Origin of the sequence: Exiguobacterium sp. SH0S1 (genome assembly GCF_004337165.1) — a bacterium.
Taxonomy (GTDB): Bacteria; Bacillota; Bacilli; order Exiguobacteriales; family Exiguobacteriaceae; genus Exiguobacterium; species Exiguobacterium aurantiacum_A.
In genome coordinates, this window is sequence record NZ_SJVC01000001.1 from 747,108 (window position 1) to 768,886 (window position 21,779).

The window sequence follows — 21,779 nt, forward strand, 5'->3', positions numbered from 1 at the left end:
CTTATTTCAAAAATTCCTTACCGCTATTGAATCCCGGTAAAAAAACGTTCATAGTAAAAGGTGAACGTTATTCTGCAAAATTTACAGCATGAGGGGATAGACCATTGGAACTAAACCGTCAATTGATATGGAAGTTAAGCGTGATCGGGCTGATTCTGCTCGTCCTATGGAAAGTCATCAGCGAGCCGGACACGATCTCTCGGGTCATGCAGTATGCGTTTCAGCTGTTGACGCCGATCATCATGGGGATCGCCATCGCGCTGCTCCTCAACACCGTCCTATCCTATATAGAAGAGCGGTTCCACTTGAAGCGCTACCAAGGCTTGTTGATCGTCTACGTCACGTTCATCGGGATCCTTGTCGTGTCAGCGGTGACGCTGTTCCCTCGCATCTATTCGAGCGTCGCGTCTCTCATCGAGGAGCTCCCGTTTTATATTCGCCAAATCGATGGCTTTCTCGGGCAGCTGAAAACGTATGTCGAGGAGTATAATGCGACGATCGCCCAAGCGATCGATTTTAACCGGTTCGAGGAACGGTATTCCGGATGGGTCGAGACGGCCGTCGTGTCTTCGGTCGGTTACGTGTCGAGCTTCACGATGACGTTGATCAACTTGTTGATCGGGATCGTCATCTCGATCTACTTGTTGAAAGACAAGGAAGTGTTCGCCCGGATGTTCAAGCGTCTACTGTACGCGATGTTCCCGGTCGCCTCGGCGAAGACGACGATCGACATCTTCCAAGAGATGGACTATATCTTTAAACGCTACATCATCGGAAAGTCGCTCGACTGTCTCATCATCGGCGTGATGGCCGTCATCGGGCTCTTGATCATCGGCGCGCCGTACGCGCTCTTGCTCGGTGTCATCATCGGGGTGCTGAACTTCATCCCATACGTCGGGCCGCTCTTAGGGATGATCCCGGCGTTCATCATCACCTACTTCTACGACCCGTTCACGGCCCTGCTCGTCTTGTTGTTCATCTTCTTGCTGCAACAGTTCGACGGACTTTGGCTCGGCCCGAAAATTCTCGGCGACAGCGTCGGGATCACCCCGTTCTGGGTCATCACATCGATCATCATCGGGGGGAGCCTGTTCGGCCTCGTCGGGATGTTCATCAGCGTACCCGTGACCGCGATGATTCAAGTCGTCTTGTCCCGGTTGATCGATTATCGGCTCACCCGCAAGAATTTAAATGAACTGTTATGACGCAAGTCAAAATATGTTGACACATTTCAAGAACCTGTCATACAGTTGAAACGAAGAGTAAACTTTCAGAAAGGAGGACCCGCCATGTCAGTCATGACGCAGCCACATCGTATCCAATTTCATACTGACAGGTCGGGGTCTTCCGTTTCATGAACTGAAGTCACCCGCCTGTCTTCCGAGGCGTGCATAAGCAAGTAGGGACGAGTATGCCTCCGTGCATCCTTCGTCCCTTTTATTTTGTAGAAGCAGGTGAAACGCATGATTCAATCACTCAAACGGCTCGACCGTAACATTTGGATTCGCTTCCTCGGCGAGACGATCACCGGTGTCATGATGTTCATGATCGCCCCGTTCCTCGTCCTCTATTACAGCGACAAGCTCGACAGCTACGTCCAAGTCGGCGTCATCTTAGCGACCGGACCGATCATGGCGCTCATCGGCTCGGTCGTCGGCGGACGTCTCGCCGACTTATATGGTCGAAAACCGGTCATGATGACCGCCATCCTCGGTGATGCGGTCGCGCTCATCGGTTTCGCTTTCGCGGAAACGTTTTGGCCGCTGCTCCTTTTGAACGCCATGCTCGGTTTGACGAACTCGCTGTTCCACCCGGCAGCGAGCGCGATGGTCGCCGACGTGACCGAGCCGGAACAGATGAACGAGGCGTTCGGTCTCTTACGGATGGGGCATAATATCGGGGCGGCGTTCGGTCCCCTGCTCGGCAGTGCCGTCTTGTTCATCGACCGACAGTACATCTTCTTCACGGCAGCGTTCGTCTTCGCCTTGTACGCGCTCGTTCTCGGACGTTTCATCCGCGAGTCGCTCCCAGAGACGACCGAAGCGGAGACACCGTCGAACCGTGACGTCTTACGTGTCTTTTACAACGACAAAGTCTTTCTCGTCTTCATCTTCGCCGGCGTCTTCATCTCGATGGGCTTCTCGCTGATCGAGAGCATGTTGCCGCTGTTCTTGAAAGAGTCGATGCCGTCGTTCACCGACCGCGAGAACCCGTTCGCCTATCTGCTCGCCTTGAACGGCATCATGGTCGTCTTGTTCCAATTCCCGATCGCCTCAAAACTCGGGCGCAAACCGTTCGGCAACGTCATGCTGGTCGGGGCGACGATTTTCGGGATCGGGATGATGTTGATTGCGGTCGTGCCGCGGCTCCTCTATACGCTCGGTACCCCGTACCTCGTCCTCGTCGGTATCCTGCTCGCCGTATACGCGTTCTATACGCTCGGCGAGATGATCATGTCGCCCGTCCAACAGACGTTCATCGCCATGATCGCCCCCGAGAACATGCGCGGTGCCTATAACGGGGCCGCCAGCATCCAATGGTTGATCGGCGGCGTGACCGCACCGCTCATGGCCAGCCTGTTCCTCGACCAACGCGCCGGGCACATCGCCCTCATCCTTGTCGGGGCGGCAAGTTGTTTGTCGGGTCTCATCTATTGGCGTCTCGGAAAATATGTTAGCTCTGAAGAAGCCAGGCAAAAGACCGCTTAATTGTTCAATCCACCTAAAACAACTTGGTTTAGGTGGATTTTTGTTTCGTTTCAAATCTGTTAAAGTTTGAATTTTACATTCAGTTTTCCTTTACAAACATAATGATTCTTCTTATGATAATACGGTTAAGGAGGGATCTTTCATGGAAAGGATCGATAAACAGAAAATTGTGGACAGCGTTCCACAAAAAGGATTTTTCGGACAGCCGAAAGGCTTGTTCACGTTGTTCTTCACTGAATTTTGGGAGCGTTTCTCGTACTACGGCATGCGGGCCATCCTCGTCTTCTACATGTATTACGAGGTATCGGAAGGCGGTCTCGGTCTCGACCAGAACGTCGCCCTGTCGATCATGTCCGTGTACGGCGCACTCGTCTACATGTCAGGAGTCATCGGGGGATGGCTCGCCGACCGCGTCTTCGGGACGTCTCGGGCCGTGTTTTTCGGTGGTGTGTTCATCATGCTCGGCCATATCGTCTTGTCAATCCCGGGCAGCCTCACGTTCTTGTTCATCTCGATGGGGCTCATCGTCATCGGGACCGGACTATTGAAGCCGAACGTGTCGAGTATCGTCGGTGACCTGTACCACGAGACGGACCGTCGCCGTGACGCCGGGTTCAGTATCTTCTACATGGGGATCAACCTTGGTGCCTTCATCTCGCCGTTGATCGTCGGTGGCGTTCAAAAGAGCTACGGCTTCCATTGGGGCTTCGCTCTCGCCGCGGTCGGGATGTTCATCGGTCTCGTCGTCTTCGTCCTCACGAAAAAAGGCAACCTCGGCCTCGCCGGGTCTTACGTGCCGAACCCGTTGACGGCGTCTGAAAAGAAGAATGCGATCAAGTACACGACATTGGCCGTCATCCTCATCGGAGGATTACTGGCCATCCTGATCCCACAAGGCTTGTTCACGATCAACACGTTCATCGGTCTCGTCGGTGTGTTCGGGATCGTCATCCCGACGATCTACTTCATCGTCATGTACCGGAGCCCGAAAACGACAGAAGTCGAGCGGTCACGCATCATCGCCTACATCCCGCTCTTCATCGCCTCGGTCATGTTCTGGGCGATTCAAGAACAGGGCGCGACGATTTTGGCAAGCTATGCCGATAAGCGGACCGATCTTGAATTTTTAGGGTTCACGCTGTCGCCGGCCTGGTTCCAATCACTGAATCCGTTGTTCATCATCCTGCTCGCCCCTGTGTTCGCCTGGTTATGGGTGCGGCTCGGTGATCGTGAGCCGAGCATCCCGACGAAGTTCGCTTTCGGGATCTTGTTCGCCGGTTTGAGCTTCCTCGTGATCTTGCTGCCGGCCTACTTCGGTGGACCGGACACGCTCGTCAATCCGCTCTGGCTCGTCCTCAGTTACTTCATCATCGTCCTCGGTGAGCTCAGTCTGTCTCCGGTCGGTCTGTCGGCGACGACGAAACTCGCCCCGGCCGCCTTCTCGGCCCAAACGATGTCGCTTTGGTTCTTGTCGAACGCGGCGGCACAAGGGATCAACGCCCAGCTCGTCCGGTTCTACTCGCCAGAGAACGAGATGCTCTACTTCGGGATCATCGGCGGAGTAGCGATCGTGCTCAGCATGATCTTGTTCGCGCTGGCCCCGGTCATTAAAAAGTATATGCGCGGTATCCATTAAGTCAAAAAAACGCCATTCCTCGCGCGAGGAATGGCGTTTTTTATTTATCGGATTACTTACGGACTTGGATGAGCGACAAGTAACGATCGATCATGTCGTGGTTGAAGTAGTCGTGGAAACGGTCTTGCTTCAATGCTTGGATCGACTCATGGAACGTCGCCGGGAGCGACGAGATGCCTTGGCTCTCGATCTGTTTCGCCGAGTACTCGAACAAGTCGTCCTCGTTCGGTGCCGACGGCTCGATCTTATGCTCGATCCCTTCAAGACCGGCGTAGATGAGCGCCGCAAGTGCCAAGTACGGGTTCGCGCTCGGGTCTGGGTTACGGACCTCGACGCGTGTCGCGCTGCCGCGTGAAGCCGGGATGCGGATCATCGAGCTACGGTTCGACGGGCTCCAACAAATGTTGACCGGTGCCTCGAACCCTGGGACGAGGCGCTCGTATGATTCTGGGAGCGGGTTCGTGAAGATGGCCGTCGCCCGGGCATGCTTCAAGATCCCTTCGATGAAGTGGCGGGCCGTGTGCGAGAGACCGTAGTCAGACTCCGGCTCTTCAAAGGCGTTATCGACCGGGTTGCCGTCTTTGTCGTTGTTCCAGACCGAGATGTTCAAGTGCATCCCTGAACCGTTGACGTCACGGAGCGGTTTTGGCAAGAACGATACTTTAGCCCCTTTTTCCTGTGCCGCGAGCTGGACGACTTCCTTGAAGAACTGGATGTTGTCCGCCGTGTGCAAGGCGGTGTCGTACTTGATGCCGATCTCGTGTTGGGCCGGTGCGACCTCGTGGTGGACCGCTTCGATGTTGAATCCGACCTCGCTCAAGCGGTTGGCGATATGTTGACGTACTTCGTAGCCTTTATCTTCTGAACGTGTCGAGAAGTAACCGGCCTCGTCATAAAACTCGCCGTTTTCGTCAAAGATGAAGAATTCTGGTTCGGCCCCTACGAAGATGGAGTAACCGTCACGGGCAGCGCGCTCTAACGCGTCTTTCAACACGTTGCGCGGGTCGAACTCGTAACGTTCGCCGTCTGGTGTACAGACGTCACAGAAGAAAGCGAGGATGCTCTCGTCACCGTCTTGTTCGTAGCGTGGTCGATCTAAATCCGGTCTCAAGAATAGGTCTGAGTTTTTGATAGAAGAAAAACCGGCGATTGACGAGCCGTCGAACATCGTCTTCCCTTCAAAAACTTCCGGCAACAACTTTGCAGAAAGAGTCAACAGCTTCAAGTCTCCGATCACGTCAGAGAAATACATGTGGATTTGTGTAATCCCTTTCTCTTGGACCGTTTTTTCAATCTCTTCTTGCTTCTTCCTATTGCCGTCCTTATCAGTTCCGAATAGATTTGCCATGATTCTTAAAAACCTCACTTAATTTATTTGACAGGTCATCACTGTCATGACGTACCATACGTACGCTTCTCCTTAAGTCATAACCTACTTTTTAAAAAGTTAAACCCCTATTCTTTCGATTTTGGCGGCTCGGCATCGATGACCACGCTCCTCGGGAAGGAAGAGCGTGGTCCTGCTCGCGCGTTTGTTTTACTCGCGGCGGCTCGCGTAGACCGTTGATGCTGCTATAAAAATCTGAGTTCGAAGTGGCTCATTCTCGTGACGCTTGGTATGATGGGTAGAGACTGAACAGAGAGGAAGAACGCTGTGAATATATTTATGACCGGTGCGACCGGATTTTTAGGAGGGCGGCTCGCCCGCGAACTGATTGCCCGAGGACATCGACTTTGCGTCTTGGCCCGAACGCCACAGAAAGTGACGGCGATGTTTACGAAGAGTGAACTTCGTTCGATTGACGTGCTCGCCGGTGATTTGACGGCTCCGCTCCTTGGAGCGGACGAGGCGTTTATCCAATCAAACGTTGATCAATTCGATTTGGTGCTCCACATGGCGGCGCTCGTCAAATTCGACGAAGAATTGCGCGAGGAGCTGTTCGATACGAACTTGATGGGGACGAGACAGGCCCTCGCTTTAACGAAGGCGTTGCACTGCCCCCGCTTCTTCCATGTCAGCACGGCCTACACGCTCGGGGCTCGTGAAGCAGGGGATGAGACGCTATATGCGACGGACCAGCCGTTCCATAATCCGTATGAGGAGAGCAAGGCCCATGCCGAACGCGAAGTCTGGGCGGCCCGACACGACCTCGCCGTCTCCATTTTCCGGCCGGCCATCATCGTCGGCGACTCGAAAACCGGGGAAGCCGACTCGAAGTTCACGATGTACGGTTACATGCGCGCCCTCGAGGTGTTCAAGCGCCGCCTCGAGCGTCGAGGTGCCCCGGCCGAACCGATCCGTCTGCTCGGCTCGGAGACCGGTACGTCTAACCTCGTCCCGGTCGATTACGTGGCCGACGTGTTGCTCGCCGCCATCGAGCACGCCCGTCCGAACACGATTTACAACGTGACGAACGATGCCCCGCCTCGGAACGAGACGATGCTCGAGTATATGAAGCAGGCACTCGCGTTCCCGCATCTCAAGATCACCGAGACTCAATCCTCAAAGCTCAGCAACGTTGAGCACACGTTCAACGAGATGGTGAAAGTGTTCAATCCTTATTTGAATCGTAATATCGTCTTCAACGATCAAAATACGAAGCAACTTTTAGCCGATGCCGGCTATAAGCCGCTTGATTTGGATGAACGGTCGCTCCGCCGGATCGTCGATGCCTACTACGATACGAAGTGACATCAAAAAACGGACCTGACAAATTTGTCAGGTCCGTTTTAAAATGATTACTCAACTCTTGTCGCAAACGAGAACGATTTTACCGTCCTGAATCTCACTTTCAAGTGATTCGACCATCTGCTTCGTCAGCCCGAGGCTCTCGAGCTGGTCAAGACGGTCATCCGAGTTTTTCGTGAATTTTGACACGAGTGATTCCCACATGCCTTTCTCGGTGATGCGGTAAGGCTGCACACCCGCTTCGGCAGCGAGTCGAATCGTCAATTCTTCATCTTTGGCAAATAAGTAAATGCTCTCATTGACGCATCCGCCCGACACCATTCCGTTCACTTCATGGTCGACCGAAGTCATATCTGGCACAATTCTCGTTTCTAACATCTTTCATCCTCCTAAACGTTCGCTTTCTAAAATCGAATAATATACTATTCCCGAAAAGTGAGTCATAAAACCCGATTGGACGAATCGTTTTATTAACAAGAGGTCAATGTATCGTGTAAGACCAATACTCGATCTCGAAGTGGTCGACGAGCCCTTGGATGCGCTGCCGCTCCTCGGCTTCGGTCTCCACCCCTTCCCGTCCGACTTTTATCCGGAACAGTTCGGGTTGCGAACTGGGCTTCGAGACTTTGTAACCGGCCTGTTGCAACAGGCCCGAAACGATTTCAAGTTTCTCGCGCTCAGGCGATTTGAACGTATGCGACACTTTCATAACATTCTCCCTTCCCCTTTTTCTCTGACGTATTGTATCATATCAACCGGGAAGTACCGCCGTGCTATCAAGTTTTCATTGATGATATAATAAGAACAATGAGACAAGGAGTGATTGAGATGCCGAGACAGGATATGAACACAATCATGCTCGACTATATGAATGAGAAAGAGGACTATGAGGCGTTCGCCGCCAAGCTGAAGTCGCTGCTGAGCGAACTGTTGGACGATGCCGGGATCCAGTTCCACTCGATCGTCGCCCGAGCGAAAGAAGCCGAGAGCCTATATGCGAAACTGTCCCGCAAGCCGTACCAGTACCGGTCGCTGCGTGACGTCCAAGATTTGGCCGGGATCCGGATCGTCACTTATTTTCATGATGACGTCCGCGCCGTCGCCCATATTCTTGAAGAAGAATTTCGAATCGACCGCGAGCAGTCGATCGACAAGTCGACGTTGCTCGACCCGAACGAGTTCGGATACCTGTCCGTCCATTACGTCGTCGGATTGAGCGATAAACGGCTCGCCCTCGGTGAATATCGCCGTTTTGAGGAGAAAGAGGCCGAGATCCAAGTCCGCTCGATCCTCCAGCACGCCTGGGCCGAGATCGAGCACGATTTAGGTTATAAGAATCCGAACGCGGTCCCACCGGAGATCAAGCGCAGCTTCAGCCGTGTCGCCGGACTGCTCGAGATCGCGGACTCGGAGTTCGTCAATATTCGCAAACAGTTGCGCACGTTCGAACAAGAGACGGTCGAACGGATCGTCGAGTCACCGGAGAAAGTCACGATCACCCGCGATAACTTGAACTACTATATCGCCAACGACGTCACCGTCGAGAAGCTTGATAACGCCATCTTCCAAAGCGACTGGTTGCTCGAGACCGACTTGTCGACCATCGTCGAGCTGACGCGCATGTTCCATTATGCCGAGATCCGAACGTTTCAAGATTTGAGGGATACGCTCGATCGTTACTTCAATCGAGCCGTTCAATGTGCGACGCTACTGCCGTCCTCGTTACTGCCGCGTCAAGGGATGGGTGTCGTCTATGCCGTTCTCGCCAAACTGCTCGCGGAAGGCGATGATCAACAGATCGAATTCTTCTTCCGTCGGTTTTATCCGGACTTGAAGCATTACGACGAAATCATTCAAGAATTGCGTATCCACGAAGAGCCATCATAACTTTACAGACTTCATGTTTTTGTTGTAGAATGTTTTTATGTACTGAAATATATGCAAATAATGATTTTTTATAGAAGGGACTTTCGAGGATGACAACACCTGTACACACGGCATCCCGTCGCCAGCTCGTCGCAGACGCTGAGCGTGGGATTCGCATGAACTACCGCGGAGTGAAAAAGAACCTCCGCTCGATGTTTTCGCAATACTTGACGCGTAACGAATTCTTCATCCTCCGATCGCTCTGTCAAAATAGTCCACAAATCGCCTCGGCTTTGTCGAATGAGTTTCAATTCTCGGCCTCGATGATCACGGCCCTTGCTGATGAGTTGACGAAAAAAGGCTTGATCTCGCGCGAACGCAGCGATCGCGACCGTCGTGTCGTCGAACTTCAAGCGACAGAGGAAGGCCGTGTCTTGTTCGAAACGCTCGAACACATGAAAATCGAGTACTTGATGGACGTGTTCGGCGATTTTTCAGACGAAGAATTGGTCCTTCTCTCGAAGTTGCTCGACCGCATGGACGCCTAAGGCGAACCAGACTTTATAGTGAATACGACTTAAAACAAGCAACAGGTCCCGATGATTCGGGACCTGTTGCTTGTTTTAGATATCAGATTCATTCACCTAGCCGCGTCTGATCGGCTGCCTGTTCACGCGCCCTCATCTTTTCATTCCATCTTCGGTGCTCTTCAAAAAACAAGTCTTGCTCATTATGGAGACGCATTTCTCTCATTTTCTTACTCAGTTCCCGTTTCTCTTTCACTGAGTCACGACCTAACACGAACTGCCAAGTCAAATATATGCCGATCGCAAGTAGGAAACTGCCGCTGCCAGTCCCAACTCTCTCATAACTGATTAACCAAAAAATAATGAACAGTCCTACATTTGCGATGTGTTTTCTTTTTAGCACGCTCTATTAAATCCCCCGTCAATTTATTCAATCAATTTTCCGACAGTTTATAATATATCAAAAAACTCGGGATGATTTTCATCCCGAGTTGAAAAATTGTGCTATTGCTTAACAATCGCCGTGACGACAATCCGGTCTCGATACCCATGTTCTGGGTCATAAGGACCCGCACACGTGATGAGTTGAAGACGAACCGATTGTGTCGCCGCGAAAATCGAGGCGAGCGGAACATCTTCGACCCGGTACCGTTCGACTGACACGACCTCATATTCGATCACTTGCTTGTTACGTTGGAGCGTCACCTGCTCTCCAAGTCGTATCTGATCAAGATTAGCGAAAATGGCCGGGCCTTGTAAATCGTCTAAATGTCCGGATAAGACGACGTTGCCTTTCGCTCCTGCTTTCGCCCCGTAACGATACCAGCCGACCTCGTCTGCTTCAGCCGGTGTGTCCATCCGGTCGTATCGGTCTTTACCGACCGGTTGGATGACAGTATCGACTTCAATAGACGGGATCTTCAGTCGTTTTGGAACGAACGTCTCGGTGTGAAAGGACTGACGATCGATTTCAGTAGCGGCCAACACGAGCGGTTCTGCGAATCCGACAGTTGAAAGTTTCGCATCCACGTCCGGGGCATCCGCTACTGGTGCTACCATGAGGAACGAGAACGTTCCGATCAAAAGTAGCTTAAGCGTCTTGTTTCTGACGACGAAAGACGTAGAAGCCAGCTGCTGCTGCGCCAAGTACTGCTGCTGCGAGCAACCAGTTCATTGAAGCTGTCTGAGCGAGACCGCCTTGACCTGTCTCAGGAGCTTCGGCCATTTCTCCACCATCAGCTGCGAGGAGTACTTCGAAAGCAGGTTCCCCTTCAAGAAGGCCGATTGCGAATGCCGTATAGTTTTTACCGCCTTCGAGGGCGACGCCGTCAAGCGCTTTTACGACGTCAGTCGCGCCAGCTGGGCGAACTTCAAGATCGTACGTTCCAGCATCGAGTGTACCGTAGTCACTGACTGCTTTGAACTCGAGGTTTGAGAAGAGTGGGTCTCCACCTTTTGGAGCTACATCGACTGCAGGTGCGTCAGGTGCGAAGTGAGCGACGCGGACTTTCGATTTGCCATCTTCAAAGTTGGCGTCATCTTCCATCGCTGCGATCTCGATGTTTGCAAGTTGACCGATCGCTGCCGCTGTGTAGAATTTACCAGCTTCGATTGAAAGATCGGCTGCGACGACGACTGTCTCAGTGTCGCCTGCTGGTTTGATTTCGACGTTGTAGTCACCAGCCGGTAGTGTCAAGTAATCCGTAAGCGCTTTGAACTCCGCGCCTTCGACTGCGACTTCACCGTTGACATAGACGTCCACCGCAGGGGCGTCAGGCGAAGCGTGGAGCACACGGACCATCGCGTTCTCGTGTCCATCTGCACTGACTGGCAGGATGAACGCGAACGCTAGAGCAAGTGTACCAAGTAAAGACATCAATTTCTTCATGTGAAATTTCCTCCTTTTTTTCCTTGGGTTGACCGATCGACTGCATACGACAAGTTTGATGCGATGCTGCATAGTGTGCTACATCTGATTGCTATGTAGCTGGTGACATCTTAAACTTAAGACAACAGGACGACGGCGTAAAGATGACGGTGTGCTTTGAATATGCCGGTCGGCACATTTGGTTGTTACCGTTTTCTTTACATAGTCTTCCTTCCCGTTTCCATAAATTTAAAAACCCCGTAACGACCTGTTACGGGGTTGAATGTGCTCGAGCCCACTCGATATCGTTGACGAAAATCGCATCGACACCGAGCAGTTGGAACCGTTTCAGCTGTTCGATCGTCTTGACCGTGTACGGACGGACCTTGACACCGTTCTGTTGAATGAGCTTGATCTCGTCATCGGTCATCGTTCGGACACTTGGATGCACGCCTGTCGCCCCGAGCTCGTTCAAGTAACCGGCCAAGTCGAACAACGGTTGGGAGATGAGCGCGGCAGACTCGTACTCGGGTGCTAACCGCTTCAACCGGTAGAGCGTCTCATGATTGAAGGAAGAGAACAGGACGCGGTCGGCCGGGAATCGATGGGCTCGCAGCGTCTCGACGAGCCGGTCTTCAATCCCCTCGTACCGGTCGATGTCGGTCTTCACTTCAAGGTTGAGACAGACGCCCGTTCCTTTTACTAAGTTTAACAGGTCGTCTAGTGACGGGATGCGCTCCTCGAGGTCGAATAAGACACCGGCGTTGTATCGTCCGAGCTCGGACAACGTCATCTCGGCAATACGGCCCGACCCGTCTGTCGTCCGGTCGATCGTCTCGTCGTGAATCAAGACGAGGCGACCGTCATTCGTCAAATGGACGTCCGTTTCAATCCCGTCGGCATGGGCGGCGAGCGCTGCGCGAAACGCCGCCATCGTGTTCTCCGGGAACTGGTTCATCACCCCGCGGTGCGCGAATAGCTTCATCGGAAGACTCCTTACTCGGTGACGTATTTTTTCGTCAAATAGCGGACGAGCGGACGGACCGAGATATCGCCTCCGGTCACTTGCTTGATCAGCTCGTTCGGGGTGAGCGACTTACCGTGGCGATGGACGTTCGTCTCGAGCCACTGTTTGATCGGACCGAACTCGCCTTCATGCACTAACGTCTCAAAGTCGGACCGTTCCGATTTGAGCGTCTCGGTCAACTGCGCCGCATAAATCAATCCGAGCGCATAGCTTGGGAAGTAGCCGAATGAACCGCCGGCCCAATGGACGTCTTGCAATACGCCTTTCGCATCATTCGGCACCTCGACGCCTAAGTACTCTCGATATTTCTCGTTCCAAGCGTTCGGCAGCTCGGCGACGGTCAAATCACCTTGGATGAGTGCCTTCTCAAGCTCGTAGCGAATGATGATATGGAGGCTATACGTCAGTTCATCCGCCTCGATCCGGATGAGCGATGGCTTCGCCTCGTTCACGCCTGCGTAGAACGTATCGAAGTCGATATCTTGAAACGCCGGATGCCGTTCTTGTAGCCGTGGATAGACGCTGCGTAAAAATGCTTCGCTGCGCCCGACGAAGTTTTCAAAGAAGAGCGACTGTGACTCGTGGATACCCATCGATGCGCCTCCTCCGAGTCCGACCTCATCGAGCGCCTCGTCGATCTGTTGCTCGTAAGTCGCGTGGCCCGCCTCGTGCATCGTCCCGAACAGGGCGTTGCGGAAGTCCGACTCATCATACTTCGTCGTGATCCGCACGTCGCGGCGGTTGATCGTGATCTCGAACGGATGCACGGTCGCGTCGAGACGACCGCGGGACAAGTCATAATCGACGACCCGCATCCAATCGTGACAGATCTGTTCTTGCACCGCCGCCTCCATCGACCAGTCGAGTTCATGCTTGCTCGACTTCAACTGACGGATCAACGGGACGAGCTCGTCCCGTAGCGTCTGGAACAATTCGTCGAGTTGTTCGACGGTCATACCCGGTTCGTAATCATAGAGCAACGCATCGTACGGATGCGTCTTATATCCGAAATAATCCGCGAACTTACGCTGGAACGCGACGATTTTTTCTAAATACGGGGCGAATGTGCCCCAATCGTTCTTGTCTTTCGCTTTTTCCCATGCCGTCTCGGCTTCAGAGACAAGTGTGACGTAGGCCTGATACTCCGCCGGAGGGATTTTGGCGTTCCGTTCATATTGCGTCTTCGCCACGGCGACCGAGCGGACCTCGGTCGGTGTCAACTCTTCGGTCGCTGTCATCTCGGCGAGCAGTTCCGCGAACGAATCGCTCGTCTGACGTTTGAACGCCTCTGTCGACAAGTAACCGATCGTCTCGGCACGAAGCGGGGCCGACTGTTCCGGCATCTGTGTCCGCATGTCCCAATATAGTAGCGAGATCGCCTCATCGAACGCACGTAACTGTTTGAAATGTTCACGCCATTGCTTTGTAATTTCCATCTGATTCCCACCCCTATGACAGTTGTTTCCTTACCTCTCTACTTTAATCGATGTGACGAAAAATGCCTATTCTTTCGACACATCCGCTTTTTTCTCATAGTGGAGCGGCTTCGTCGCCGGACCTTCAAGGACGTTTCCTTGCGTGTCAAAGCGCGATCCATGGCATGGACAGTCCCAAGACCGCTCCGCGTTGTTCCAATTGACGCCACAACCCATGTGCGTGCAACGGGTCGATACGAGATGACAGTTGTTATCGAGATCCCGATAAGCGCCGACTTTCTTGCCATCGACGTGAACGACCCCACCTTCGTCGAGTTGGAGGTCGTCGAGCGAGCCCGGCTTCTCGAGCGTTCCTTTGACGAATTGGGCAGCCGTGTCTATATTCGTCTTCAAGAACTGACCGACATCCGCCGGTTTGAACTTCGAACGGAGCGGATCCAACAGTTCGGTAAACCGGTTCTCGTGACCGGTCAGTAGGTCGGCGAGCAACAGTCCGGATGCGATCCCGTTCGTCATCCCCCATTTGGCGAATCCGGTAGCGACGAAGATGTCCGGTTCACGACTGAACATTTGACCGACGTAAGGAAGATGGTCCAACGTGATCAAGTCTTGGGACGACCAACGGAAACTTGATTTTTTAGCGCGGAACGCCTCATTCGCGAACTGCTCCAACCGGTCGTAGCGCGTCCGCGTCTCCGTCACGTGACCGCTCAGATGCCCCTCCCCTCCGACGAGGACGTACGAGCGATCGCCGTCATCGAACGTCCGGAACGAGCGACTCGGCGAATCGACGCTCAAATACATGCCGTCCGGCACGGGACCGTTCGTCTCGCAAGCGACGATGTAGGACCGTTCGACCTCAAATTTCGAGAAGTATAGTCCACGGATGTCGTTGAACGGATAATGCGTCGCGACCACGACTTGATCGGCTTGGACACGGCGCCCGGTCGATGTCGTGACGATCGGACGCGGGCTTTGGCTGATCTCCGTCGCCCGTGTTTTCTCATAAAGCTTCCCGCCCGCTTCGACAAAGCGACGCGCCAGTTCGTTCAAATATTTCACCGGATGAATCTGGGCTTGGTCGCGGATGACGGCTGCTTGTTGTACCGGAAATGGAAAGACTGCGTTGACCTCGTTCGTCGCATCCCCACCATTCAACCCGATTTTTTGATACGCCTCGATCTCGGAGGCGAGCTGACTCGAGCTGTCGATCGTATAAAGATATGAATCTTTCACTTCGTAATCGATGTCAAACCCGGTTTCGACTTGACGTCTCAAATAGTCGAGCGCCTCATCGTTGAACTCATAGTAAAGACGTGCCATCTCTTCATTGAACGTCTGCATCAATTTCGAATAGATGGCGCCATGCTGGACGGAACATTTGGCCGTCGTGTGCCCGGTCGTGCCGCGGCCGACTTCCATCGCTTCGAGCAGGACGACCTGCTTGCCCCGGTTTTGAAGCTCATAGGCGGTGACGAGTCCGGCGATCCCCGCCCCGATGACGACGATGTCACAAGAAACGGAACTCTCGAGTCGTGGATACTGTAGGGTGCGATCGTGTTGTCTCCACAATGAATTCGTGAATGGATAGCGATGCATGATGATACCTCCTTTAGGAATGAACGTGTCTGCTTATGTGTATACCCATTCCCTTCTGTTTCATCACTCGATAAATATTGACCTGTTTCTCGATTTTGAAGACGATTTCATTGCCCGACATCCATTATGGTAGAAAAGTAAACTATGAAGGAGCGATTGCAAAGTGAAACGTACCCGTAGACATCGTAGACACACCTATATAATGAGACGCTTGACCGTCGGCTTGATGCTCGTCGGAATGATCGCGATCATTCCGGCACTCATCGGCTTCAAGCAAGAAACACCGGTGAAACCTGATCCGAAGGCGCCGGTGGCCGAACCGGTCAAACAAGGACCGTCTTTCCCGGATATCCCAATCCAAGAATGGGTAGAAGATTCCACTCTGACCGCCGACCCGGAACAGGTTCTTGTCGGGGCGATGACGTTCGTTGATTTGACGGACGGTGTCGTCTTGTTGGACAAACACGGGGAGGAGCGTGTATACCCGGCCAGTACGACCAAGCTGATGACGGCATTGCTCGCCTATGAGAAAGCGGCGGTCTCCGGCGAACTGGACCGCCCCGTCGTCGAAGTGCACGCGACGACGCTCGACATCCCCTGGGACAGTCACATCGTCCATCTCGCTGTCGGCGACCGCCTAACCGTCCGGCAAGCGCTCTACGCGACACTGCTCGAATCGGGCAACGATGCCGCCAATAGCTTGGCGGAGTATGTGAGCGGCTCGACGGCGGAATTCGTTGAACTGATGAATGAACGGGCCCGCGTCCTAGGCTTGACTGGAACAAACTTCAAAAATGCCCACGGCTATTCGGACCCGGACCACTATACGACGGCACGCGACATGGCTAAAATCACTTACGCGTTCGGGACGTATCCCGAACTCGTCGAAATCGCCGGAACGTATGAGTACGAGGCGAAGTTCGAAGACAAAGATGGATTGATGAAGCGACGGTGGTGGTATCACCTCGGGTCGGCGATCAACAGCCGCAGCATCCACTACTCGGACCTCGTCAAGGCGACGAAGACCGGCTATACCGACGAATCGGGCTACACGATGGTGTTCTTGATGGAGCATCAAGGCAAGCAGTACGCGCTCGTGACGATGCAGGCGCGTTCCGGACAGACGTTCCCGACGATGCGGCTCGTCGAACAACTCGCATTTGGACGTCAGGCTGAATAAACGTTACATATAAAGAAGACCTGAACCGATCGGTTCAGGTCTTCTTTATGGCATATTCGTCTTAAAACAGTCACTTATGTTACAAGGAGATTACAGAGGCGTTGCCTCAATATTTCTAATTGTCATAATATTTAAACTTTTAGGGTGAAAAATAGCCTGTTTATCCGTTGGTATAATAGGCTTTAGAGCCGTTTTTATGAAAAGATGACAGTTTGCAATCATTCTGAAGGTCCGTTAAGGTTAGTGACAAGTTCGTAAAATCAGTTGGGTTCGTCATCTTTATGGGAGACTTCCCACATTTCAAACCAAAACTGTTGAACAACATTGAAAGCGTACAGGAGGTAATCAAATGTTATGGCAAGAATGGGTATCCATCGCGCTTTACCTCGTGATGATGCTAACTATCGGTTACGTCGCTTATAAGCGAACGACCGACTCATCAGATTATATGTTAGGCGGCCGCAAAATGGGGCCGGGTGTTACCGCCATGTCAGCCGGAGCTTCGGATATGAGTGGTTGGATGTTAATGGGTCTTCCGGGGGCAATGTATGCCACAGGATTATCAGCGATTTGGTTAGCCGTTGGATTGGTCATCGGAGCTTACTTGAACTACTTGTTAGTCGCTCCCCGTCTACGTGTCTTCACGGAGATGGCAAATGACTCGATCACGATTCCTGACTTTTTAGAGAATCGGTTCCGAGATCACTCGAACTGGCTACGGATCCTATCAGCTTCCGTTATCATCATCTTCTTCACGTTCTATACGTCAGCTGGACTTGTGTCTGGCGGGAAGTTGTTCGAAAGCTCGTTCGGGATCAACTATCAGACCGGTGTCATCGCCACGATCAGCGTCGTCATTCTTTACACGCTCTTCGGTGGGTTCACTGCTGTTAGTTGGACAGACTTTGCACAAGGAATTATCATGTTCATCGCACTCGTACTCGTACCGGTCGTCGCTTTGACAGACGTCGGTGGGATGACGAACGCCGTCAACACGGCGACAGCGATCAACACCGATCTTTTCGACTTGTTTAAAGGGACGACAACGCTAGGGATCATCGGTCTCCTCGCTTGGGGACTCGGTTACTTTGGCCAACCGCACATCATCGTTCGTTTTATGGCGATCAGAGATGTGAAATCATTGAAGGCGGCACGCCGAATCGGTATGGGCTGGATGACCGTCTCGATCATCGGTGCGGTCATGACCGGCCTCGTCGGTATCGCCTACTTCCGTGGTCAAGGCAATCCGCTAGCAGACCCGGAGACGGTGTTCATCCGTTTCTCTGACGTCTTGTTCCACCCGTTCATCACCGGATTCTTGCTCGCAGCGATCCTCGCAGCCGTCATGTCGACTGTATCGTCGCAATTGCTCGTCACGTCGTCGGCGTTGACTGAAGACTTCTATCGTAAGTTCTTCAACAAAGATGCAAGCGATAAAACGATGGTACTCGCCGGTCGAATCGGCGTATTGACGGTCGGTGTCGTGGCGACACTCATTTCGCTCAGCCCATCGAACACGATCTTGACGCTCGTCGGCTATGCTTGGGCCGGATTCGGCTCGGCCTTCGGTCCAACGATCCTCTTGTCGCTCTATTGGACGAAGATGACGCGCCAAGGCGCACTCGCCGGTATTCTCGTCGGTGCCATCACGGTCATCCTTTGGATCATCACGGGACTCTCGAGCGTCATCTATGAGATGGTGCCAGGCTTCTTCTTGAGTATGCTTGCCATCGTTCTCGTCAGCACGTTCACGAGCCAACGCGAACAAAAACGGATCAGCCGTGAGTTCAGTGAAATGGAAACAGAACTTGCTGCCGCTAGAAAAGATTAAGTCATACAAAACGCTCGACCCAATTCACGGGTCGAGCGTTTTTTGTCGGTTGTACTTCTTTAGTACATCGTCCCCGCCATCACCCAAAGTTGGAGGAAGAACGTGGCGAGCACGAGTGCGAGCATGGCATTTCTCATCCATCGATTTCGGTTCCAATAATACGCCATTAAGACGAACGGATGAAGCGCGGTCAATTCGTAGGGATTGAACCAAAACCAAGTGAGGATCAAGACGAGCAGGAAGTAGAGCACCGATTTCTGTTTCGTGGCACGATACTCCCGCCACATGTCGTAAGCCCCTTTAAAAAAAGCGACGAACGTGACAACCCAAAACACGATAACAATTATATTATTCAATCACCTTACCACCTTCATGAGACGTTTTCGAAATAGAAGCCACCCCAGTAAATATGTCGATACGTGAACTCCTTGCCGCTCTCGGCCGTGATCACGATCTCATCTTCGGTCAAGACGAGCACGTGAACGGGGACCTCCCCTTCCCGTAGCATCGGGCTGAACAGCTGGAACTGCTTGTTCAACCACTTCCGTTCCGTGAAGTCACGATAGTGGTGCAGTGCCAACGACGGGTGGACCAAGAACACTCCGACGATCAAAGCGATAGCACCAGGAGAAGCGGAGAGCTCGATCAGTAAAAACAGGACGAGCACGAGCGACAAGACCGCATAGCCGAATTCTAACAGCTCCATCAAGGAAGCCCGGCTGGCGACCACGTATTGGATGACACGAAACGTGACGTACAGCAGGAGGCTGACCATCAAGTATTGCGAAAATGGAGCGGTGCTCATTGAGATATCCAAATAAAAGAGTACCGGTAATAACATGACCCACTTCCATAATTGTAAGGCGAGGTAAAACAATGTTTGATCGATGAAACGACGATTGTGTACGAGCCGTTGCATATCCATGTTTCCCACCTCCGATTAAAAGATGTGTCTTAACGGTATCATTCCCTCAATCGTTGAATGATAACAAGCATTTGCAGGTCAATCGGAAATTTCTTTTCGTTCAATGAGCGTCGCGTTCAATAGCCCTCCAAGGAGGATGACGGAAGCCGCCAAATAAAACCAAACCAACAAGATAATAAACGCACCGAGCTGACCGTAAAACTGTTCGTAGTTGGCATATTGAGAATAGTAGCTGAAGACGTTGGAAACTGTCAATATGCCGATAGTAGCGAGTGTTGCCCCGGCCCAACTGTCACGGAACGTCCCGCGATGGCTCGGCAGCCATTTATAGACGAGCAGGAAGACACCAAACATGACGAGCGTCCCGACGACCCAGCGGAAGTAAAACCATATTTGTGCATATCCCGCGACGATGTCGTCGACAAAAATGATCCGCGTCGACAGTTCGCGCAACGCGGTCTCGGCCACAGGGATGACCAATGAGAACGGCAGAACGAACATGAGTGCCAGCGTGACGGCGATGTCCTGGAGAGCCCCTCTTAAGAACGACTTGTTCCGGATGAGGCGATACGCATCATTCAATGACCGGACGAGCGACTGGACCGCCATTGACGAAATCCACAGCGCCGGCAAAATGCTGAGCGACGCCAGACGCAGCCTCGAGTCATCAAATATCGCCTCGATGTTCCCTTCTAGCAGTCGGTAGCTCGCTTCCGGCATGACGAGAGACAGCGCCGAGATGACGTCCCCGCTCGTGAACGGGAGCCATCCAACAATGCCGAGGACGAACAATAAGAACGGAAACGTCGACAAGATGAAATAATAAGCCAACATCGCGGCTTGATCGAAAAAACGTTCGGCAAAAAAGCGCTTGAATAAAACTTTAAACGTCTGTATCATGCTGTCTACTCTTTTCTTAATTTATTTAGTATAAATGCGGTATTTGAAATAATAATAATGTTGCTTGAAAGGCAAGAATACGACAGTCGTTGCCTATTCTTGCCTCGTCCTTAACTGATGTGTTCTCGTTTCGATTCCCACGCCTCGAGATGTTCTTTGCCCGGCAGATCGACGTCATCGCGCGAGAACACCGGATCCCGTCCGGACCGTTTTTGGGCGACGTAATCGTCGAGCAACAGTTTGGCGACTTTGCTGAGACGGAAGATGGCGTACATGTTGACGAGCGCCATCAATCCCATGAAGATGTCGGCGATCGACCAGACGAGTCCGGCCGAGCGGACCGAGCCGAACATGATCATCCCTAGCACGGCGATACGATAGATGACAACATACACTTTCCGTTCCGAGATGAACTCGATGTTCGTCTCTCCATAGTAATAGTTCGCTAAAATCGAGCTGAAGGCGAACAGCAGGATGGCGATCGTCATGAGCGTCGTCGCGACCGGTCCGATCTCCGTCAACAGCGCCTCTTGCGCGAGCTCGATACCTTGGAAGTCTTCAGAACCAGGAACCCCGGAGATCAAGACGATCATCGCGGTCGCCGTACAGATGAACAGCGTATCGACGAAGACACTGAGCGATTGGATCAACCCTTGCTTCACCGGGTGGCTGACCTCAGCGGTCGCGGCGGCGTTCGGCGCCGACCCCATCCCCGCCTCGTTCGAGAACAAGCCGCGCCGTATACCTTGAAGCACCATCGCTCCGACGGCCCCGCCGAACAATTCTTGGAAGCCTAGCACACCTTCTGAGAAGATGGCCGAGAACACGGCCGGAACGACGTCGAGATTCGTCAGCACGACCCAGAGCGCGAGCAAGATATATCCACCCGCCATGATCGGGACGATGATCCCGGACAACGTCGAGATCGACCGGATCCCGCCGAAGATGACGATCCCCGTCGCAACGGCCAAAATAACACCAACCCAGACCGTATCGATGGCGAAGACGTTATTGACAGAAAGCGCGATCGTGTTCGCCTGCACGGAGTTAAAGGCAAAGCCAAATGCGAACGTGATGAGGATCGCAAAGACGATCCCGAGCCAACGTTGACCGAGCGCCCGCTCGATGTAATAGGCCGGTCCGCCGCGCCACGCCTTGCCGTCATGCACTTTGTACACTTGGGCGAGCGTGCTCTCGACGAAAGCCGAGGCCGAGCCGATCAAGGCGATGAGCCACATCCAAAACACGGCCCCAGGTCCCCCGAGCGCGATCGCAGTCGAGACACCGGCGATATTTCCGGTGCCGACCCGTGCCGCCGTCCCGATGGCGAACGCCTGGAACGAAGACACTTGCCCTTTCTCGTGTTTGATTCCTTTGACGAACAATAACTTGAACATTTCCGGCAACATTCTAAACTGCACGAATCCCATCCGGATCGTGAAGAAAATCCCACCGGCAATCAATACAAAAATAAGAACGTACGTCCATAACAGGTCGTTCGCTTGCATGACCAATTCGCGGACATCCACTGCGCATCCCCTCCTTTTATGGAGTTCTTACCCGGTCTAGCCCCGCCAGAAACGATTCC

The 21,779-nt window shown here is 52.9% G+C and carries 20 protein-coding genes; 8 read left to right on the forward strand and 12 right to left on the reverse strand.

Going from position 1 to position 21,779, the window contains the following annotated elements; translation table 11 throughout:
- The first annotated feature begins 104 nt into the window (after window positions 1-104).
- The 3 genes from EVJ20_RS03795 (at window position 105) to EVJ20_RS03805 (ending at window position 4,344) form a co-directional block, all read left to right on the forward strand.
- Window positions 105-1,205: an AI-2E family transporter gene (locus tag EVJ20_RS03795; RefSeq protein ID WP_131463531.1), complete on the forward strand. Its 1,101-nt coding sequence runs from the start codon at window positions 105-107 to the stop codon at window positions 1,203-1,205.
- A gap of 258 nt (window positions 1,206-1,463) precedes the next feature.
- On the forward strand, window positions 1,464-2,708 hold the full coding sequence (locus tag EVJ20_RS03800; RefSeq protein ID WP_131463533.1) for an MDR family MFS transporter: 1,245 nt from the start codon (window positions 1,464-1,466) through the stop codon (window positions 2,706-2,708).
- Window positions 2,709-2,850: 142 nt separating this feature from the next.
- Complete coding sequence (locus EVJ20_RS03805) at window positions 2,851-4,344, forward strand: peptide MFS transporter (protein WP_070327228.1); 1,494 nt, start codon at window positions 2,851-2,853, stop codon at window positions 4,342-4,344.
- Window positions 4,345-4,396: 52 nt separating this feature from the next.
- Here the strand turns inward: EVJ20_RS03805 and EVJ20_RS03810 are convergent, their stop codons facing one another.
- Window positions 4,397-5,692: a glutamine synthetase family protein gene (locus EVJ20_RS03810; RefSeq protein ID WP_131440764.1), complete on the reverse strand. Its 1,296-nt coding sequence runs from the start codon at window positions 5,690-5,692 to the stop codon at window positions 4,397-4,399.
- Window positions 5,693-5,998: 306 nt separating this feature from the next.
- On the opposite strand from EVJ20_RS03810, the gene EVJ20_RS03815 reads away from it, so the two are divergent.
- The gene (locus EVJ20_RS03815) at window positions 5,999-7,036 is read left to right on the forward strand and encodes an SDR family oxidoreductase (protein WP_131507125.1); all 1,038 of its coding nucleotides are present in this window, start codon (window positions 5,999-6,001) and stop codon (window positions 7,034-7,036) included.
- A 51-nt stretch (window positions 7,037-7,087) separates the two neighbouring features.
- On the opposite strand, the gene EVJ20_RS03820 is transcribed toward EVJ20_RS03815, so the two are convergent.
- The gene (locus tag EVJ20_RS03820; RefSeq protein ID WP_035386614.1) at window positions 7,088-7,411 is read right to left on the reverse strand and encodes a general stress protein; all 324 of its coding nucleotides are present in this window, start codon (window positions 7,409-7,411) and stop codon (window positions 7,088-7,090) included.
- A 103-nt stretch (window positions 7,412-7,514) separates the two neighbouring features.
- The gene (locus tag EVJ20_RS03825; RefSeq protein ID WP_070327225.1) at window positions 7,515-7,742 is read right to left on the reverse strand and encodes a hypothetical protein; all 228 of its coding nucleotides are present in this window, start codon (window positions 7,740-7,742) and stop codon (window positions 7,515-7,517) included.
- A gap of 119 nt (window positions 7,743-7,861) precedes the next feature.
- On the opposite strand from EVJ20_RS03825, the gene EVJ20_RS03830 reads away from it, so the two are divergent.
- Window positions 7,862-8,920: a GTP pyrophosphokinase gene (locus EVJ20_RS03830; RefSeq protein WP_236633674.1), complete on the forward strand. Its 1,059-nt coding sequence runs from the start codon at window positions 7,862-7,864 to the stop codon at window positions 8,918-8,920.
- An 89-nt stretch (window positions 8,921-9,009) separates the two neighbouring features.
- Entirely contained in the window at window positions 9,010-9,447 is a 438-nt protein-coding gene (locus EVJ20_RS03835; protein ID WP_071397555.1) for a MarR family winged helix-turn-helix transcriptional regulator, read from the forward strand.
- A 483-nt stretch (window positions 9,448-9,930) separates the two neighbouring features.
- On the opposite strand, the gene EVJ20_RS03840 is transcribed toward EVJ20_RS03835, so the two are convergent.
- From EVJ20_RS03840 to EVJ20_RS03860, 5 genes are all read right to left on the reverse strand, one after another.
- Window positions 9,931-10,572, reverse strand: coding sequence for a class F sortase (locus EVJ20_RS03840; RefSeq protein ID WP_236633675.1), 642 nt, complete (start codon window positions 10,570-10,572; stop codon window positions 9,931-9,933).
- Window positions 10,517-11,314: a DUF4397 domain-containing protein gene (locus EVJ20_RS03845; RefSeq protein WP_070327221.1), complete on the reverse strand. Its 798-nt coding sequence runs from the start codon at window positions 11,312-11,314 to the stop codon at window positions 10,517-10,519. Before EVJ20_RS03845 ends, EVJ20_RS03840 begins: the two co-directional genes overlap by 56 nt.
- Before the next feature lie 250 nt (window positions 11,315-11,564).
- Window positions 11,565-12,278: a glycerophosphodiester phosphodiesterase gene (locus tag EVJ20_RS03850; protein WP_131507127.1), complete on the reverse strand. Its 714-nt coding sequence runs from the start codon at window positions 12,276-12,278 to the stop codon at window positions 11,565-11,567.
- An 11-nt stretch (window positions 12,279-12,289) separates the two neighbouring features.
- A complete protein-coding gene (locus EVJ20_RS03855; protein WP_131489716.1) occupies window positions 12,290-13,756 on the reverse strand; it encodes a carboxypeptidase M32 in 1,467 nt (488 codons plus the stop codon).
- Between the two features lie 66 nt (window positions 13,757-13,822).
- Window positions 13,823-15,355 carry an FAD-dependent oxidoreductase gene (locus tag EVJ20_RS03860; RefSeq protein ID WP_131489715.1) on the reverse strand — a complete coding sequence of 511 codons (1,533 nt, stop codon included), beginning with the start codon at window positions 15,353-15,355 and terminating at the stop codon, window positions 13,823-13,825.
- A gap of 163 nt (window positions 15,356-15,518) precedes the next feature.
- Here EVJ20_RS03860 and EVJ20_RS03865 point away from each other — a divergent pair, with 163 nt between their 5' ends.
- Both EVJ20_RS03865 and putP read left to right on the forward strand, forming a co-directional pair.
- Entirely contained in the window at window positions 15,519-16,535 is a 1,017-nt protein-coding gene (locus tag EVJ20_RS03865; RefSeq protein ID WP_236636157.1) for a D-alanyl-D-alanine carboxypeptidase family protein, read from the forward strand.
- A gap of 349 nt (window positions 16,536-16,884) precedes the next feature.
- Window positions 16,885-18,366: a sodium/proline symporter PutP gene (gene putP / locus EVJ20_RS03870; protein ID WP_131463546.1), complete on the forward strand. Its 1,482-nt coding sequence runs from the start codon at window positions 16,885-16,887 to the stop codon at window positions 18,364-18,366.
- 59 nt (window positions 18,367-18,425) lie between these two features.
- On the opposite strand, the gene EVJ20_RS03875 is transcribed toward putP, so the two are convergent.
- The 4 genes from EVJ20_RS03875 to EVJ20_RS03890 all read right to left on the reverse strand — a co-directional run bounded on the left by EVJ20_RS03875 (window position 18,426) and on the right by EVJ20_RS03890 (window position 21,720).
- On the reverse strand, window positions 18,426-18,722 hold the full coding sequence (locus EVJ20_RS03875) for a hypothetical protein (RefSeq protein WP_236636158.1): 297 nt from the start codon (window positions 18,720-18,722) through the stop codon (window positions 18,426-18,428).
- Window positions 18,723-18,736: 14 nt separating this feature from the next.
- Window positions 18,737-19,291: a hypothetical protein gene (locus EVJ20_RS03880; RefSeq protein WP_070327215.1), complete on the reverse strand. Its 555-nt coding sequence runs from the start codon at window positions 19,289-19,291 to the stop codon at window positions 18,737-18,739.
- Window positions 19,292-19,369: 78 nt separating this feature from the next.
- Entirely contained in the window at window positions 19,370-20,191 is an 822-nt protein-coding gene (locus EVJ20_RS03885) for a YihY/virulence factor BrkB family protein (RefSeq protein WP_070327214.1), read from the reverse strand.
- 110 nt (window positions 20,192-20,301) lie between these two features.
- Entirely contained in the window at window positions 20,302-21,720 is a 1,419-nt protein-coding gene (locus EVJ20_RS03890; protein ID WP_201739970.1) for an alanine/glycine:cation symporter family protein, read from the reverse strand.
- Between the last annotated feature and the right edge of the window lie 59 nt (window positions 21,721-21,779).

What these genes read in the sequence shown, in the direction of transcription:
- EVJ20_RS03800 (WP_131463533.1), top strand. Translation starts at nt 1,464, where the DNA reads ATGATTCAATCACTCAAACGGCTCGACCGTAACATTTGGATTCGCTTC.
- EVJ20_RS03805 (WP_070327228.1), top strand. Translation starts at nt 2,851, where the DNA reads ATGGAAAGGATCGATAAACAGAAAATTGTGGACAGCGTTCCACAAAAA.
- EVJ20_RS03810 (WP_131440764.1), bottom strand. Translation starts at nt 5,692, where the DNA reads ATGGCAAATCTATTCGGAACTGATAAGGACGGCAATAGGAAGAAGCAA.
- EVJ20_RS03820 (WP_035386614.1), bottom strand. Translation starts at nt 7,411, where the DNA reads ATGTTAGAAACGAGAATTGTGCCAGATATGACTTCGGTCGACCATGAA.
- EVJ20_RS03825 (WP_070327225.1), bottom strand. Translation starts at nt 7,742, where the DNA reads ATGAAAGTGTCGCATACGTTCAAATCGCCTGAGCGCGAGAAACTTGAA.
- EVJ20_RS03830 (WP_236633674.1), top strand. Translation starts at nt 7,862, where the DNA reads ATGCCGAGACAGGATATGAACACAATCATGCTCGACTATATGAATGAG.
- EVJ20_RS03835 (WP_071397555.1), top strand. Translation starts at nt 9,010, where the DNA reads ATGACAACACCTGTACACACGGCATCCCGTCGCCAGCTCGTCGCAGAC.
- EVJ20_RS03845 (WP_070327221.1), bottom strand. Translation starts at nt 11,314, where the DNA reads ATGAAGAAATTGATGTCTTTACTTGGTACACTTGCTCTAGCGTTCGCG.
- EVJ20_RS03850 (WP_131507127.1), bottom strand. Translation starts at nt 12,278, where the DNA reads ATGAAGCTATTCGCGCACCGCGGGGTGATGAACCAGTTCCCGGAGAAC.
- EVJ20_RS03855 (WP_131489716.1), bottom strand. Translation starts at nt 13,756, where the DNA reads ATGGAAATTACAAAGCAATGGCGTGAACATTTCAAACAGTTACGTGCG.
- EVJ20_RS03860 (WP_131489715.1), bottom strand. Translation starts at nt 15,355, where the DNA reads ATGCATCGCTATCCATTCACGAATTCATTGTGGAGACAACACGATCGC.
- putP (WP_131463546.1), top strand. Translation starts at nt 16,885, where the DNA reads ATGTTATGGCAAGAATGGGTATCCATCGCGCTTTACCTCGTGATGATG.
- EVJ20_RS03880 (WP_070327215.1), bottom strand. Translation starts at nt 19,291, where the DNA reads ATGGATATGCAACGGCTCGTACACAATCGTCGTTTCATCGATCAAACA.
- EVJ20_RS03885 (WP_070327214.1), bottom strand. Translation starts at nt 20,191, where the DNA reads ATGATACAGACGTTTAAAGTTTTATTCAAGCGCTTTTTTGCCGAACGT.